We start from the raw sequence: 16,062 nt of genomic DNA, 5'->3' as shown, positions 1-16,062 counted from the left end.
TGCAACGCCGCCCTGCGCCGACAGGAGATCGCTCTCATCCCGTGGGTGCATGCCTCAGCGGTCAGGGGTGCTCATCCGAGGCGTCCACGGCCCTACCAGTCTCGCCTTCTGGCGTCACCCAGCTTCCTTCGCCCTTCCGCAACGCCACGAGGATCACCCGCCACCGTTCGGCATTCCCGCCGCACCCCGGCATTTCCCAGCTCCCTATCGGCGCTTCGGCCGCGCCCCTAGCCTGCTTCCCTTCGGGCGCTGCAGCCTCGCCTCTAGCGTCGCCGTGCTCCTGGCACTTCCGTTCCCCCAGTCGGCTTCTTTCGAGCGCTTGGGTCGCGCCTCCAGCATCGCCCGGCTTCCTTGAGCACTTCCGCCGCTTCCTCGGCGTCGCCCGCTTCCCACCAGGGTCCCTGGGTTGCGCCTCTAGCGTTCCCGCTCCCCCTGAGCATCTCCGCCACTTCCTCGGCCTCGCCCGCTTCCCTCCTAGGTCCTTGGGCCGCACCTCTAGCGGTCCCGCTCCCCTGAGCACCTCCGCCGCTCCCTCAGCGTCGCCCGCTTCCTTTCGGGCACGTCGGCCGCGCCTCTGGCATCGCTCGGCTTCTTTTCGGGAACTTCCGCCTCGCCTTCCGGGGTCACCCAGCCACACGCTGAGCGGCACCGTCACGAGCCTGATGACCGAACCCTTGTTTCTCAGCACTCGATTCGGCTCTTCAGACGGCGATAGCGCCCTGGCCCAGCCATGGGGTGCCCAACTCGACCTCATGGGTGACGGGATGTTGCTCTCTGGACGGAGAGCAGTTGTCCACAGGGTCGGATGCCCCGAGGGGTTATCCACAGAATCGGATTCTGTCCAGGTGGCCTCTGGGAGGGCGGGCCAATGTTGGGTCCGAGCCCGGCGAGGGTCCGGGCAGACGGAGGACAGAGAGCAATGAGCGAGATCTACGTGACGCTGACCGGCAATGTCACCGACGACCCGAAGCAGTTCACGTTCGGCGACGGGTCCCGGGCCACGTCCATGCGGGTGGCCGTCGACCGCCGGGTCCTCGATCGCCAGTCGCAGACCTGGCGTGACGGCGAGACGACCTTCTACACCGTTCGGTCCTACCGGGGGCTGGCCGACCACGTCTCCCAGTCGGTCCGGCGGGGGCAGCCGGTCGTGGTGGTCGGCAAGCTCCGGGTCAAGCAGTTCGAGCGTGAGGGCGAGCAGCGCTTCTGGGTCGAGGTGGAGGCCACGTCGGTCGGCCACGACCTGAAGTGGGGCATCTCCACCTTCGAGCGTCCGGCCCGGAGCGCCTCGCGGGGGCCCGCCACCGACGAGGACCTGCGGGCGATGGAAGACGACACCCGCGACTGGGAGCTCAACACTCCCGGCCTGCGCGTCCTGGAGGGCGGCGCGGGCCAGGACGAGCCGTCGGAGGACGAGGAGTCCGAGACGTGGCCCGAGGAGATGACCCCCGTGGCCGCCTGACGAACCCGAGGGCCGGTCTGTTCACCTCCCCCGATCAGACCGGCCCGTGAGGCTCAACCAGTTTCGGCGGCCCGATCAGCCGGGAACCCCAGGTCGGCCTAGCGGCGGGAGGTGTCCAAAGCCGCGAAGTAGTCGTTGTATCGGGTGAGTTCGCGTTCGACCGGTTCGATGACCAGGTCCTGGGCCACGGCGGCGACGCGGCGGCGCATTTCGCGCTCCAGACGGTCGCGTTCCTTGCCCGCGGCCATGACCACGAAATTGCGGCTCGCTATCGCCGAGAGGAGGCCCACGCCGAGCACGCTGACCATCATCAGCAGCACCCACGGCAGAGCGGCCACGTCTCCCAGCAGTTCCACGGGAGCCTCGCCCGCCCCGAAGACGCCGTAAGCCAGGATCGAGCCCGTCAGCCCCAGGCCGGCCACGAACAGGAGGACCAGGAGGTACTGCCAGGTCTTGGCCAGGCGCCACCAGCCGGGCACGCGGTCGAGGGGCGGTGCGATCTCGGCCAGTTCGTCGGTCAGGACCTTGGGAAGCTGGCCCGACCGTGAGCGGGCGGCGTCGCGGACGGCGTCCTGCCAGGGTTCGGGCATGCCCTGGGTCAGGCCGTCCGAGAGGGCCTGGACGGCGTTGTCGACCTCGGCGGGCTGGGCGTGGACCGAGTTGGCCACCAGGCTGCGGATCTCGTCTTTCACGTCGCCGAGCTTCAGGTGCTTCAACGGGTCGCCCTGGATCCGGGCGGCCCAGCGGGCCCACGGCCAGCCGACGAAGTCGATCGAGCGGGTGCCGTGGACGTTCTCCAAGGCCTCGCCGACCGCGGGCGAGCCGACGGCGTCGCACAGGGAGTCGGTCAGGCCCGCCCGGCGGGCGGGGTCGATGGTGGGGTCGACCTTGAGCATGGCCGGCATGTCCTTGGCCAGGCGGAGCATCAGGCGGTCGAGGTCGGCCTCCAGGCGCAGGTAGCCCGCCCGGCGGGCGCTGACCGACTCGGCCAGTTCGGCCCTCAGGTCGACGATGCCGCCGCCGGTCACGGCCGAGGTGGCGACCACGCGGGGATTCTCGACGCCCTCGCGGGCCAGCAGCGCGCGGAGGTCGTCGAGGCACTCCTCGACCTCCTCCGAGGTCAGCTTGTCGGCCTGGTTCAGGGCGAACACCGTCACGGCGTCGTGGCCCGCCAGCTCGGTGACGTAGCGGCGGTGGGTGGAGGCGTCGGCGTACTTCTGGGGGTCGAGGACCCAGACGATCAGGTCGGCGGCCGTGATGAGGCGGTCGGCCTCGGTGTCGGTGAGGGCGCGGATCGAGTCGTGGTCGGGGAGGTCCATGAGGATCAGGCCGTGGAGCTGGCCGTCGTCCTTGTCGAGGGCACTGGCCCGGGAGAAGCGGTGGCGCCACTGGATCTGGAGCCAGTCGAGCAGGGGGGCGGCGCCCTCCAGGCCCCAGACGCACGCGTGGGTGCGGGCCGTGGTGGGGCGGCGGACGCCCGTTGGGGACAGTTCCAGGCCCGAGATGGCGTTGAACAGGGACGACTTGCCGCTTCCTGTCCCGCCGGCCAACGCCACGACCGTGTGGTCGGGGGAGAGTTTGAGGCGGTTGCCGGCCCTGATGATCAGTTGGGTCGCCTCGGTGAGCAGGTCGTCGTCCTCGCGACCCTGGCCGAGATCGACCACCCTGGTCAGGGCGGCCAGCCGCGCGCCGAGGCCGTGCCTGGGCTCGGCGGTTATCGTCATCGGGCTACCTCAAGGTTGTACGTGGCCTGGTAGAGGCGGGTGGCCGCGGCCTCGTCGGGGATGCCGGCTCCGTCGAGGGCGTCGACGTACCGGAGCGTCTCGTCGTCGAACAGTAAGCCGATGCGGGCGCGCAGGTCGGAGCGGGCCTTTCCGCTGATGCTGCGGAGCGACTCGGCGCCGAGGAGGCCGCGCAGGAGCCGCTGCGGGAGGGCTCCGTTGCCGCCGGGGGCGTCGGCGGTGCCGTAGCCGAGCAGGCCGACGGTGAAGATCAGGGCCAGCGACTCGACGTCGAAGGAGACCAGGCGGGCGACCGACCGCTTGGTGACGCCCTCGGTGCGGACCAGCTCGGTCACGTGGTCCTGCCACGAGGCGACCATGCGGGCGGTGCGGCGGTCGATGTCTTCTTCGGGGCGGCCGAGGCCCGGCAGGGCGGCCAGGCGGTCGCCCGCTCCGGCGCGCTGGCGCCAGCGGGTGACGACCTCCTCGGAGGCGCGGTGGACGGCCGTGCTGATGAGCGACTCCAGGCCGCTGCGCAGGGCACCACGAAGTGCGCCGATGCGTTCGGGACCGTGGTTCTTGGCCTTGCGGATCTGGAGGGTGCGCATCAGGTCACCGGAGCCGGCGAAATCCTGCCAGCGGGCCAGCACCTCACCGCGCAGCAGCGAGCCGTCGCGGGTCGACTCCTCGATCTCCGACAGGGCGGTGGTGAAAGCGGCGTCGATGTCCGAGCGCAGGTCGGCCCGGAGCGCGACCTGGGTCTCCAGGTGGCGGGCCAGGGCGGGGACGCGGGCGCGGAAGCTGTTGAGCACGCCGTTCAGGGTCGCCTGGACGGCCAGCGCGCGGCGCTGCTCGTCGACGGACAGCTCCGACAGCCACATGCGCAGGTCGGCCACCTCGTCGTCGGGCAGGCGGCCGTTGGTGACGGTGGTCTCGTTGATGATGAAGCGCTCCACCTCGCCCAGGCCGTATTCGTCGAGCATGCGGGTGAAGTGCTTGGAGATGACCTCGCGGGAGCGGGCCGGGACGCGCGACAGCACGATCACCAGGCGGGCGCCGCGCTCCTTGGCCAGCTTCAGCAGGCCCCACGAGGGGGCGTCGGCGTAGCGGGAGGCGCTGGTGACGAAGACCCACAGGTCGGCGGCGTCGAGCATGCGGTGGGCGATGTCGTGGTGTTCCTCGACGACCGAGTCGATGTCGGGGGTGTCGAGCAGGGCGACGCCGTGGGGCAGCCACTTGGTGGAGGCGACCACGATCGAGTCGGCGCCGGGGCCCTCCCCCGGTTCGTCGACCCGGTCGAGGCCGCTCAGCAGCGTGCCCTTCTGGAACCAGGCCTCGTCGGCCGGGTTGCAGACCAGGACGGGGGTGCCCGTGGTGGGGCGGCGTACGCCGGTGGCGCTGACGGTCTGCGCGGCGAGGGTGTTGACCAGGGTGGACTTCCCGGCCCCCGTCGATCCGGCGACGACGATCAGGGCGGGGGCGGTGCTGCGGTGGACGCGGGGGATGACGTAGTCGTCGAGCTGGGCCAGCACCGCCGCCTGCGACTTGCGGGCCTCGTCGGCGCCGGGCACGTCGAGGCCCAGGTGGAGGCCGGTGACGGCCTCGCGGAGCTGGGTGAGCGCATCGGTCAGCGCCCCGGACACCTGCTCGGGGAGGTCGAACTCCTCTTCGTAGGAGTCCTCCTCCGCTTCGGGGGGGGCGTCGTCGTCTTCTTTGATCGCCCGGAAACTGAGCGTCTGCTCGCCGGGCGACTCTGGTTCTTCCTCGGGCATGACGGCCTCGTCTGCGGGTTCGGACCGCGGTGTCTGGTTGGCAGCCTTCATCGGGCTCGCTCCGCTCGCACCATCTCGATCTCCTGACCGACCTTGACGACGTCGCCGACGATGACGATCGCCGGTGGCCGTACGCCCGCGGAGTGGACGCGCTCAGCTACGTCGTGCAAGGTCGCGCGCACCGCCCGTTGGGTGGGAAGAGTACCGTCCTGTACCACCATTACGGGAGTTTCCGGCGAACGTCCCTCGCGCAGCAGAGTGTCGGCGATCTCCGCTATGCGTTCCACGGCCATCAGCAGTATCAGGGTTCCCTCTGATCCCGCCAAGAGCTTCCAGTCGACGGTTGACGCCGGATGCCCGGGGGCCACGTGCACCGAGACGACGTGGAAGTCCTGGCTGACGCCCCGGTGGGTGACCGGCACGCCGGCCGCGGCGGGCACGGCGACCGCGCTGGTGATGCCCGGGACGACGATCACGGGGACGCCGGCCTCGGCGCAGGCGATCATCTCCTCGCCGCCCCGGCCGAAGACGAACGGGTCGCCGCCCTTCAGGCGGACCACGAATTTCCCGGCGAGCGCCCGGTCGACCAGCAGCTCGTTGATCTTCTCCTGGGCCAGGAACCTGCCGTAGGGCACTTTGGCGGCGTCGATGAGCTCGACGTCGGCGCTCAGTTCGTCCAGGAGGGAACGGGGGATGAGGCGGTCGGCGATCACCACATCGGCCTGGGCCAGGAGCTGGCGGCCCCGCACGGTGATGAGGCCGGGGTCGCCGGGGCCGCCGCCGACGAGGGCGACACCGACGGGCTTGTCGCGGTGGCGGCGGGCGTCGATCGCGCCGTCGCGGAGGGCGTCGACCACGGCGTCGCGGATGCCGGCCGCGCGGCGGGGGTCTCCCCCCGCGGTGACCGCGACGCCGATCTCGCCGACCCGGCCGCTGGCGGGCGTCCAGGCGGCGGAGGCGTCCTTGTCGTCGGCGCGGACGCACCAGATGCGTTTGGCCTCGGCCTCTTCGGCGATGGCGGCGTTGGCGGCGCGGTCGCTCGTGCAGGCGTGCACGAGCCAGGCGTCGTCGACGTCGCCCTCCTGGTAGCGGCGCTGTTCCCAGGTGACGCGGCCGTCGGCGATCAGGTCGTCGAGCGCGGGGGTCGCGCTGGGTGAGACCAGCGTGACCGCGGCGCCGGCGTCGAGCAGAGCGGGAATGCGGCGCTGGGCGACCCGGCCGCCACCGACGACCAGCACCCGCCGCCCGTCGAGCCGCAGGCCGAGCAGATAGGGGGCCATTTCTCCCTCGTTGTGGCACAGGTTTCGTTAGGCAGTAAACCTACCGGCTGGCCTGGGACGGGACTCAAGAGATCGTCGTTATCGGTCTTGTCACCCCTTAGGAGTGACGTCGGTCACAAGGTTCTCCGAGTGCGTATTTGACCACAGAACCGGGCTTTCCCGACTCCTAATGTCATCCGCAAGCACCCTCGAACCACAAAAATGGAGTTCCCGAAATGCTGCGCAAGCTCATCGTCCCTGGTCTGGCCCTCGCCGCCGCGGTCGCCGCGACCCCCGCCGCCGCCACTCCGGGACACGGAACCCCGGGCACCGACCACTCCGGACACGGCGCCCCCGCCGCCACCACCACCGAGCAGGCCTCCAACGCCCTCCCCGGCCACCGGTCCACGGACGCCTACTTCGCGGCGACGCTCCTCGGCAAGAACGAGGTCCCCGCGGCCGGGACGAAGGTCGGCGACAAGGACGGCATCGCGGTCGCGGTGTTCCGCATCCGCGGCAACCAGATGGAGTACGCCATCCGCTGGCAGGGCACCAAGGCGCCCAGCGCCTTCCACATCCACCAGGGCGTGAAGGGCAAGAACGGCGACGTCAAGGTCCCGTTCTTCGGCGCCGCCCTGCCGACCAGCCTGAGCGCGATCAAGGGCGTCGTGACGGTCAACGACGCGGCCCTGCTCAACCGGATCAAGAACAACCCGGGCGGCTGGTACGCCAACCTGCACACCAGCGAGTTCCCCGGCGGCGCCGTGCGGGCCCAGCTCCACCGCATCAAGCCGATCCACCTCGACAACGTCCTGGCCAACGGCGCGACCAAGACCACGCTGACCGCGATCGCCAACGGCCGGCAGGAGGTCCCGGCCCCCGGCACGAAGGTCGGCGACAAGAACGGCAAGGCCGTCTGGCTGATCTGGGCCAAGGGCAGCAAGGTCCACTTCGCGACGGTCTGGGAGAACATCGCCTCGCCGACCCTCGCCCACATCCACAAGGCCCCCAAGGGCAAGAACGGCGCGGTCGTCGTCGACTTCTTCGCGGCCACCGGCGGCCTCCCGGCCGGCGTCAACGGCCTGGCCGGCATCGCCAAGAGCTCGTCGGCGATCGTCAACCGCATCAACAAGACCCCGAAGAACTACTACGCCAACCTGCACACCGGCGAGTTCCCCGGCGGCGCCGTGCGCGGCCAGCTGCACGGCGGCCGTTGGTAATCCGCTGGCAACCCGCGTTCAGCGGCCGTCCAGGAGCGGCTGACCGGGGTCCCACGGTTCGCCCGACCGTCTCCGGGCGATGGCCGACAGGGCCTCCAGCACCACCCGGTTGCCCAGCAGGGCGGTGATGTCGGCGTGGTCGTAGGGTGGCGCGACCTCTACGACCTCCAGGCCGACGACCGGCAGTTCGTAACAGATCCGGCGGACGGAATCGAGCAGCTCCCGGGCCGACAGGCCCCCCGGTTCGGGGGTGCCGGTGCCGGGGGCGTGGCCCGGGTCGCAGACGTCGATGTCGACGGACAGGAAGATGCCGTCGCAGTCGTCGAGGGCGATCGCGAAGGCCTCGGTGAGGCACGCGGAGAGTCCTCTGTGGACGATCTCCGTCATCTCGTACGAGCGCATGTTCTGCGCGGCCATCCACGACAGCACCTCGGGGCCGGGCCAGTAGCCGCGCAGGCCGATCTGGAGGAACCGGTCGCCCCGGATGGCGCCCGACTCGATCAGGCGGCGCATGGGCTGGCCGTGGCCGTAGAGGTGACCGAACTCGATCTCGCCGGTGTCGGCGTGGGCGTCGAAGTGGATCATCGAGACCCGGCCGAAGCCGTGGTGGCGGGCCACGCCCCGGGCGTCGGGGAGCGCGATCGAGTGATCGCCGCCGAGGACGACGGGGATGGCGCCGGAGGCCGCGATCGTGTGCACGGCGGCCTCGATGTCCCGGATCGAGGTCTCCAGGTCGCCGGAGAAGCACTCGACGTCGCCGGCGTCCAGGACCCTGATGTCTTTGAGCCCGTCGACCCGCAGGGCGAGGCTCGGGCGGGAGCCGTCGTGGGCCAGGTAGCAGGCCTGGCGCATCGCCGAGGGGCCGAAGCGGGCCCCCGGGCGGTGGCTGGTGCCGCCGTCGAACGGGGCGCCCACGATGATCACGTCGGCCCCTTCGAGGGAGGCCGGGTCGGTCAGGTCGCAGCGGTCGACGCCGAGGAACGTGATGTCGGGGCCGTACATGGGGCCGTAGCGGGTCATGCCAGGGCCTCCTTGTCGGTGACTCCGGCGGCGTCGAAGGTGGCGACCTCGTGCAGCACCCGGGCCGCCGCGACGACGAGCGGGTGGGCGAGCAGGCCGCCGGTACCCTCGCCGAGACGCAGTTCCAGGTCGACCAGCGGGCGCAGGCCGAGATGGGCCAGCGCGGCGGTGTGTCCGGGCTCGGCCGAGCGGTGCCCGGCGATCCAGTAGCCGGCCGCCTCGGGCTCGATCGCGGCGGCGGCGAGCGCGGCCGCTCCGGCGATCACGCCGTCGAGGATGACGGGGACCCGCAGTTCCGCCGCTTTCAGCAGGAATCCGGCGATGGCGGCGTGCTCCAGCCCGCCGAGCGCGGCCAGCGGGTCGCTCCCCCGGTTCACCTCCAGCGCCCTGGCGACCACGTCGATCTTGTGGGCCAGCATGGCGTCGTCGATGCCGGTCCCGCGTCCCGTGACCTCTTCAGGCTTCTTGCCCGTGTACGAACAGATCAGGGCCGCGGAGGCGGTGGTGTTGGCGATCCCCATGTCGCCGGTGACCAGGCACCTGGCTCCCTGCGCGATCAGCCGTTCGGCCACCTCGGCACCGGCGTTCCTGGCCTCCGCCGCTTCGGCCTCGGTCATCGCCGGGCCCAGGGAGAGATCCGCGGTGCCTCGCCTCACTTTTCGGGCGATCAGATGCGGGGCGTCCGGAAGATCCCCGTTCACCCCGACGTCGACCACGGTGACCGACGCGCCGACCTGTCCCGCGAAGGCGTTCGCCACGGCGCCACCGGCCAGGAAATTGGCGACCATCTGCTGGGTCACCTCTTGGGGCCAGGGAGAAACCCCCTGGTCGTGTACGCCATGGTCGGCCGCGAAGATCGCCAGCGCCACCGGCTCGGGGAGCGGCGGGGGTGAGACGGCCGCGATGCCCGCCAGCTGGACCGCGACGTCCTCCAGGACGCCGAGGGCGCCCCGGGGTTTGGTCAGGCGGTCGTGGTGGGCACGGGCCTCGGCCATGGCTGCGGGGTCAAGCGGGGTGATCATCACGGGCCTCCTTCAGCGCCGCCAGGAAGGCGGCCGTCGTCTCATCGTCGCGCACGGCGATCCGTAGCCAGTCGGGGCCCAGGCCGGGGAAGGTGTCACATCTCCGGACCGCGAAACCCCTGTCCCGCAGGAGGGTTCTGAGGTGGAGGGCGTGCGGGAGACGTACACAGACGAAGGAGGCCTGGGGGTCGGGAACCACCTCGCCCCCGAGATCTCTGAGGCCGTCGGCGAGAACCCGCCGCTGACCGGCCATCTCCTTCGCCCACGTGGACGCCTCCGCCTGGGCGCGCGGCGAGACGCACGCCTCGGCGGCGGCCAGCGCGGGCGTCGACACCGCCCAGAGCGGCTGCGCCTCCCGCATCGCCGCGATCAGCTCCGCCGGGCCGATGACGTATCCGATCCTCAGCCCGGCCAGGCCCCACGTCTTGGTGAGGCTCCGGATGACCACGAGACCGGGCAACCTGGTCGAAGCGAGCGACTCCGGCTCATCGGGAACGCAGTCGGCGAACGCCTCGTCGACGACCAGATAGCGGCCTTCCCGAGCGAGCGAGGCGATCGTGGCAGCGGGGTGCAGAACCGAGGTTGGGTTGGTCGGATTACCGATCATCACCAGATCGGCATCGGCCGGAACGAGCGACGCGTCCAGAACGAACGGCTCCGGCAGGAGCACCCGCTCGGGATGAATCCCCACCGCACGAAGAGCCGCCTCCGGCTCGGTGAACTGAGGGTGCACCACCACCGGCCTGACCACGGCGAGTTTGGACGAATGCAGAGCGGGCGCTTCGGTTCTGGACATGGCGAGGACTCGGGCGAGCAGCGTGAACGCCTCGGCCGCGCCGACGGTCAGCAGGACCTCATCCGGGGTGCGGCCGTGGTGGGCGGCGACGATCCGGGTGGCTCGGTCGGCGTTCGGATATGCCGAAATTTCCGACATGGAGGCTGTGAGGATCTCGCGGAGCCACGTTGGGGGCATGCCCTGGCGGACGTTCACCGCCAGGTCGACCAGCCCCGGGCCGACTTCCTGGTCGCCGTGGTGGCGGAGATCGTGGTGGTTCGTGGCCGGGCGTGAAACGACCCCGCGCTCGTTTCGCGCGGGGTCGGTGACCTCTGGTGGCATCAGACGATGGCCGGGACCGGGAAGATCTCCTGGAGCCGTTCGGTGGCCAGGGCGTCGGCGTAGCGCTGGCGGGCCGTGGTGGCGGCGGCGCCGGCCAGGGCCTCCTCGTAGCGGTCGATGACCACGTCGGCCAGGCCCTCGCAGTCGCCGATGACCTCGGCGCAGCGGATGTCCAGGCCCTCGTGGTTGGCGCCGTAGGCCAGGGCGGCGGCCCAGATGCGCTCCAGGACGCCTCCGGCGAACAGGACATAAGGCAGCACGATAACGCGCTTGGCGCCCAGGCGGCGGCAGCGCTCCAGGCCGCCGGGGACTCCCGGGCGGGCGTGGGACACGTAGGCCGTCTCAACCGTCAGGTAGTCGGCCGCGTGGGTCTCCCAGAACAGCCGCGACACGCGGTGGACCTCGGCATTCGCCTCGGTGCTCGGGGAGCCGTGGCCGACCAGGACGACGGCCGTCTCGGCGGTCGTGATCGGCTCGGGCTCCTCGACGAACGCGCCGCGGACGAAGGTGGGCATGTCGGCGGCGGCGTCGGCGAGACGCTCGGCCAGGAGTTCCAGGATGCGCGGATCGGGGCCGAGCGGGCGGCCCAGGTCGTATCCGAGCGTCGGGTGGAGTTCCTGGGACAGCGCGAGCGTGCCGGGAATGTCCCCCAGCGCGGCGCGGTCGCCCGTGAGGCTCAGCGGCTGCGCGACGAGGTGGTGGTGGCCGCGTGCGACGAGCGAGGCGACCGACTCGCCGAGCGGTGGCCGGGCGCCGCTGACGAAGCCTCCCGAGACGTCGGCGACGTCCCGGTCGAGGCGGCAACGGAGGCGATGGACGAACCGGCCGAATTCGGCTACGCCGGTATCGTCATGCGTGCCGTGCCCGATGAGCAGCAGCGGCGGTCTCATCTCAACGATCTCCCCTGGCTTGACCTGCTCCGCAAAGATAGCCGAGCTTGTGCAGCAATGGGGCATTCTTCGTAGGTTTGCCCAGCTCAGAGCTCGCCGATCAAGAGACCGTAAACCGCCGTGTCGGCTCGTCCACCGGGAATCGGGATGGCCCCGCGCAGGATTCCCTCCTCGGCGAAACCGGCCCTCTCGGCCACTTTCCGGCTCGCGTGGTTGCCCTCGGCGATCATCAGCTGCACCCGCGCGAACCCCTGGGCGAAGAGAAAAGCCGTGAGTGTACGGGTGGCCTCGACGGCGTACCCCTGCCGCCGCGCCCACGGCGAGATCCAGTAGCCGATCTCGGCGTCACCCCGCTCCCGGTCGGCCCGCACCACGGAGACCGCCCCGGCCAGCCGCCCGCCTTCGACCGGTTCGAGCGCGTAGGTCACGCTCTGCCGCCGGTCGCCGTGGGCCTGGTGGGTGGTCCAGTCGAGCGCCTTCTCCAGCGTGTAGCCGACCGCCCACGGCATCCAGCGGGCGATCTCGGGGTCGTCGCGCACGGCCGACAGCACGTCGAACGCGTCGCGTTTGGCGAACGGCCGCAGCTCCAGCCGGTCGCCCGCGAGCCGGGCGGGGAACCCGCGGGGCCGGTCGCCCTTGAGTAAACCGAAGACGACCACGTCGTGGGGCCCGTCGTCTTCGAACCCGGCGCCGCGCAGCAGGCCCTCGCGGGTGAACCCGGCCTTCTCGGCGACCCGGATCGAGGCGGCGTTGCCCGCGATGGCGCGCAGCTCGACCCGCCGCAGCCGGGCCGGGCCGAGCGCCCAGTGGGCCAGCCCGCCGAGGGCCTCGGGCGCGTAGCCGTTGCCCCGGTGGGCGGGGTGGACGCCGTAGCCGACCTCGGTCGTCCCGGCGCCCCAATGGGTTTTGAACAGGCTGATCGCCCCGACGATGCGGCCGTGACGCTCCATCGCCAGGTGGATGCCCTGGTTCGAGCGGCGCAGCTCGTGGACGCCGTTGACGAGCCACGAGACGATGCCGCCCGCGTAGTTGGGGGCGCCCGGCGGCAGGGCGGTCGGGTGGGCGCCGTCCTGCACGATCGCCCGGACCTGGTCGTGGTCGGTCGGGCGGAAGTTCCGCAGGACGAGCCGGTCGGTGGCGATGGACAGGCGCTCGTCGAACACGCCCAATACCGTACGACTACCCGATGGCGATGACGACCTCGAGTGTTCTGGGGCCGTGCACGCCCTCGACCCGGTTCAGCTCGATGTCACTCGTGGCCGAAGGGCCGCTGATCCAGGTCAGCGGCCGGGTGGCGTCGAGGCGGGCGATCGCGTCGGGGACGTTCGGGACGATCTGCTCCTCCCGGACCACGCACAGGTGGTAGTCGGGGATGAGCGTCTGCGCGCGGGTGCCCTGGCCGGGCCCGGCGTCGAGCACGATCGTGCCGGTCTCCGCGATGCCGACCGCGCAGGTGGAGATGACGCCGTCGGTCTCGCCTTCCGAGGGGGCGTACCAGTGCGAAGGGAACCCTTCGGGCACGGCCAGCGCCCTCTGCGCGGTGATCTCCGCGATGGTCGCGGCCACCTCGGCGCGCGGGACGACGTGCACGATCGCCTTGTAGTCGCGGACCCGTTCGGCGAACAGTTCCACATCGCCCGGTTCGCCGGTCGCGCCCTGGTAGCCGCGCACGATCTCCGCCTCGGGCGCGCCTTCGACGGCCGAGCGGATGCGCCGCAGGATGACCTCGCGTGCCGCCGCGCTCATCGCTTCCCCTCTCTGACCCACCAGTCGCGGAACGACTCGGCGGGGATGTCCGGCATGTCACGGGTGTCGGTCCAGCCCGACAGCGGGCCGGGCAGTCTCTTGGGCACCAGCTTCCGCATGCGCCCGCCGAACCGCTGCGCCTTGGCCAGCCGCTTCGAGCGGTTGAACACCCACCCGGCGGCGGCCATACCCGCCTTTTCGGTACGGGGATGCCGCGCCTTCCCGCGCAGGTCGACGAGCACCGCCGGGATGTCGATCGCGACCGGGCAGACCTCGTAGCACGCCCCGCACAGCGACGACGCGTAGGGCAGCGACCGGTCGAGCGGGGTGTCCATGCCCCTGAGCTGCGGCGTCAGGATCGCACCGATCGGCCCGGGGTAGACCGAGCCGTAAGAGTGGCCGCCGGCGCGTTCGTACACCGGGCAGACGTTGAGGCAGGCCGAGCAGCGGATGCACCGCAGGGCCTGGCGCCCCACCTTGTCGGCGAGGACCGACGTGCGCCCGTTGTCGAGCAGGACGAGGTGGAACTCCTGGCCTTCGGTCGCGCCGGTCCACATCGAGGTGTACGGGTTCATCCGCTCCCCCGTGGAACTGCGCGGCAGCAACTGGAGGAACACTTCGAGGTCCTGCCAGGTGGGCAGCAGCTTCTCGATGCCGACCACGCTGATCAGGGTCTTGGGCAGCGTGAGACACATCCGCCCGTTGCCCTCCGACTCCAGCACCACGAGCGTGCCGGTCTCGGCGATCATGAAGTTGGCGCCCGAGATGGCGACCTTGGCCTTCAGGAAGCGTTCGCGCAGGTAGACGCGGGCCGCCTCGGCGAGGGCGCGCGGCTCGTCGGACAGGTCCTTCGGCACCCCGTCCATGTGCTTGAGGAAGATCTCGCGGATCTCGGCCCGGTTGCGGTGGATCGCCGGGACGAGGATGTGCGACGGGAAGTCGTCGCCGAGCTGCACGATCAGCTCGGCCAGGTCGGTCTCGAACGCGGCGATGCCCTCTTCCGCGAGCGCCTCGTTGAGGCCGATCTCCTGGGTGGCCATCGACTTGACCTTGACGACCTCGGTCTCGCCGGTCTCCTTGACCAGGCGGGCCACGATCCGGTTGGCCTCGGCGGCGTCCCGCGCCCAGTGCACGGTGCCCCCGGCCGCGGTGACCTTCTCCTCCATCTGGATCAGGTACGTGTCGAGGTTCCTGAGCGTGTGGTCCTTGATGGTCTTGCCGGCCTCGCGGAGCTGCGCCCAGTCGTCGAGCTCACCGACGACCGAGGCGCGCTTGCCCCGGATGGTGTGGGTGGCCTTGCGCAGGTTGAACCTGAGCTGACTGTTCTGGACGGCTTTGGCGGCGTTCTTCGGGAACGCGGGCATGCCGACGAAGACGCCGCTCATTCGGTGCCCTCCCCTTCGGTGGAGGCGAGGATCTCGGCGAGGTGGAGGACTCGTACACCCGATTTCTGGCGTTTGAGGGTGCCGCCGATGTGCAGCAGACACGAGTTGTCGGCGGCGCAGAGCACCTCGGCGCCGGTCTTCATGACGTTGCCGATCTTGTCGGCGCACATGGCCGCACTCACGTCGCGGTTCTTGACGGCGAAGGTGCCGCCGAAGCCGCAGCACTCCTCGGCGCCCGGCAGCGGGACGAGCTCCAGCCCCCTGACCTGCTCCAGCAGCCGGGTCGGCTTGTCGCCGACCTTCAGGCCGCGCAGGGAGTGGCAGGTCGGGTGGTAGGTGACCTTGTGGGGGAAATAGGCGCCCACGTCGGTGACCTTCAGGACGTCGACCAGGAACTCCGACAGGTCGTAGACCTTCGGGACGTCCCCGATCTCCAGCCCCGGATACTGCTCGCGGACCATCGCGGCGCACGAGCCGCTGGGGGCGACGACGGCGTCGTAGTCGCCGAAGGTCTCCGTGAAGCGCCTGGCCAGTTTGACGGCTTCGTCGCGATAGCCGGTGTTCAGATGCATCTGGCCGCAGCACGTCTGGGCGAGGGGGAAATCGACCTCCACGCCGAGCCTTCGCAGCAGCCCGACGGCCGCCTTCCCGGTGTGGGGGAAGAGCGTGTCGTTGACACAGGTGATGAAGAGCGCGACCCGCACCGGGACTCCCGCAAGTATGGTCAGACCAAATATGGTCAGACCATACACCTTTCCGGCGGAAGGACCACGTGTGCGTACGTTCGAAACGGTTCTCGCCCAAATCGAGCAGCGCATCGCGGCCGACGGGCTGACGGTCGGCGACCGGCTGCCGGGTGAACGCCAACTGGCCGAACAACTCCAGGTGAGCCGGTCGTCGGTGCGCGAGGCGCTGCGGGTACTGGAGACGCTGGGCGTGGTGTCGTCGCAGGTGGGACGGGGTCCTGACGCGGGAGCGGTGCTGATCTCCCGGCCCGACGGGACGCTGGCCGACCTGTTGAGGCTGAACCTGGGGCTGATGACGATGTCGGCCCGGGAGGTCCTCGACACGCGGCTGATGATCGAGCGCTGGTCGGCGGCCCGGGTTTCGGCCGCGCCCCCCGCGATGACCGAGGCACTGGCGGCGATGGATGTGGCGAGCTCCCCCGAGGAGTTTGTGACACACGACATCGCCTTTCACGTGGCGCTGACGGATGGTGCGGGGAACCGGCTGCTGTCCGCCGTCATGCGGGCACTTCGGGACGCTTTGGTGTCCAACGCGGTCGAGGCCGTGCGGCGACTGGGCCACACGGGGGATCTCCAGGCCGACCACCGGCGCATCCATGCGGCCATCGAGGCGGGCGACGGGAACGAGGCGGTGGAAGCGGTGACGGCTCACCTGGCCAGGGCTTACGAGAACGTCCTTCAGTGACGCTGGGCCTAGGCCAGAAC

Annotated in this window: 14 protein-coding genes; 3 read left to right on the top strand and 11 right to left on the bottom strand. The window is 70.7% G+C overall.

The features are described 5' to 3' along the window. Window positions 1–919 precede the first annotated feature (919 nt). Window positions 920–1,459 (top strand): single-stranded DNA-binding protein, encoded by a 540-nt coding sequence (gene ssb / locus ACYQ78_RS36620; protein ID WP_459805575.1) that lies wholly within the window; start codon window positions 920–922, stop codon window positions 1,457–1,459. A gap of 98 nt (window positions 1,460–1,557) precedes the next feature. Here the strand turns inward: ssb and ACYQ78_RS36615 are convergent, their stop codons facing one another. From ACYQ78_RS36615 to cobA, 3 genes are read right to left on the bottom strand one after another with little or no spacing between them, the layout of a single operon-like run. After that, window positions 1,558–3,183: a GTPase gene (locus tag ACYQ78_RS36615; RefSeq protein ID WP_459805574.1), complete on the bottom strand. Its 1,626-nt coding sequence runs from the start codon at window positions 3,181–3,183 to the stop codon at window positions 1,558–1,560. Further along, window positions 3,180–4,952: a dynamin family protein gene (locus tag ACYQ78_RS36610; RefSeq protein WP_459805573.1), complete on the bottom strand. Its 1,773-nt coding sequence runs from the start codon at window positions 4,950–4,952 to the stop codon at window positions 3,180–3,182. The genes ACYQ78_RS36615 and ACYQ78_RS36610 overlap by 4 nt, the downstream gene beginning before the upstream one ends. Window positions 4,953–4,999: 47 nt before the next feature. Further along, window positions 5,000–6,232, bottom strand: coding sequence for a uroporphyrinogen-III C-methyltransferase (gene cobA / locus ACYQ78_RS36605; protein ID WP_459805572.1), 1,233 nt, complete (start codon window positions 6,230–6,232; stop codon window positions 5,000–5,002). Window positions 6,233–6,447: 215 nt separating this feature from the next. On the opposite strand from cobA, the gene ACYQ78_RS36600 reads away from it, so the two are divergent. Continuing rightward, window positions 6,448–7,431 (top strand): CHRD domain-containing protein, encoded by a 984-nt coding sequence (locus ACYQ78_RS36600; RefSeq protein ID WP_459805571.1) that lies wholly within the window; start codon window positions 6,448–6,450, stop codon window positions 7,429–7,431. A gap of 18 nt (window positions 7,432–7,449) precedes the next feature. On the opposite strand, the gene speB is transcribed toward ACYQ78_RS36600, so the two are convergent. The 8 genes from speB to ACYQ78_RS36560 all read right to left on the bottom strand — a co-directional run bounded on the left by speB (window position 7,450) and on the right by ACYQ78_RS36560 (window position 15,315). After that, entirely contained in the window at window positions 7,450–8,451 is a 1,002-nt protein-coding gene (speB, locus tag ACYQ78_RS36595; protein WP_459805570.1) for an agmatinase, read from the bottom strand. Beyond that, window positions 8,448–9,473 carry a nicotinate-nucleotide--dimethylbenzimidazole phosphoribosyltransferase gene (cobT, locus tag ACYQ78_RS36590; RefSeq protein WP_459805569.1) on the bottom strand — a complete coding sequence of 342 codons (1,026 nt, stop codon included), beginning with the start codon at window positions 9,471–9,473 and terminating at the stop codon, window positions 8,448–8,450. Before cobT ends, speB begins: the two co-directional genes overlap by 4 nt. Continuing rightward, complete coding sequence (cobC, locus tag ACYQ78_RS36585) at window positions 9,457–10,590, bottom strand: Rv2231c family pyridoxal phosphate-dependent protein CobC (protein WP_459805568.1); 1,134 nt, start codon at window positions 10,588–10,590, stop codon at window positions 9,457–9,459. Before cobC ends, cobT begins: the two co-directional genes overlap by 17 nt. Next, complete coding sequence (locus ACYQ78_RS36580) at window positions 10,590–11,480, bottom strand: sirohydrochlorin chelatase (protein ID WP_459805567.1); 891 nt, start codon at window positions 11,478–11,480, stop codon at window positions 10,590–10,592. Before ACYQ78_RS36580 ends, cobC begins: the two co-directional genes overlap by 1 nt. An 86-nt stretch (window positions 11,481–11,566) precedes the next feature. After that, window positions 11,567–12,643, bottom strand: coding sequence for a GNAT family N-acetyltransferase (locus ACYQ78_RS36575; protein WP_459805566.1), 1,077 nt, complete (start codon window positions 12,641–12,643; stop codon window positions 11,567–11,569). 16 nt (window positions 12,644–12,659) lie between these two features. Continuing rightward, window positions 12,660–13,226: a LutC/YkgG family protein gene (locus tag ACYQ78_RS36570; RefSeq protein ID WP_459805565.1), complete on the bottom strand. Its 567-nt coding sequence runs from the start codon at window positions 13,224–13,226 to the stop codon at window positions 12,660–12,662. Then, a complete protein-coding gene (locus ACYQ78_RS36565; protein WP_459805564.1) occupies window positions 13,223–14,611 on the bottom strand; it encodes a lactate utilization protein B in 1,389 nt (462 codons plus the stop codon). The genes ACYQ78_RS36570 and ACYQ78_RS36565 overlap by 4 nt, the downstream gene beginning before the upstream one ends. After that, window positions 14,608–15,315 carry a (Fe-S)-binding protein gene (locus ACYQ78_RS36560; protein WP_459805563.1) on the bottom strand — a complete coding sequence of 236 codons (708 nt, stop codon included), beginning with the start codon at window positions 15,313–15,315 and terminating at the stop codon, window positions 14,608–14,610. Before ACYQ78_RS36560 ends, ACYQ78_RS36565 begins: the two co-directional genes overlap by 4 nt. 70 nt (window positions 15,316–15,385) lie before the next feature. On the opposite strand from ACYQ78_RS36560, the gene ACYQ78_RS36555 reads away from it, so the two are divergent. Continuing rightward, a complete protein-coding gene (locus ACYQ78_RS36555) occupies window positions 15,386–16,042 on the top strand; it encodes a FadR/GntR family transcriptional regulator (protein WP_459805562.1) in 657 nt (218 codons plus the stop codon). Window positions 16,043–16,062: the final 20 nt, after the last annotated feature.

The organism is Herbidospora sp. RD11066 (genome assembly GCF_054661255.1).
This window is presented reverse-complemented; position numbering and strand designations above follow the sequence as displayed.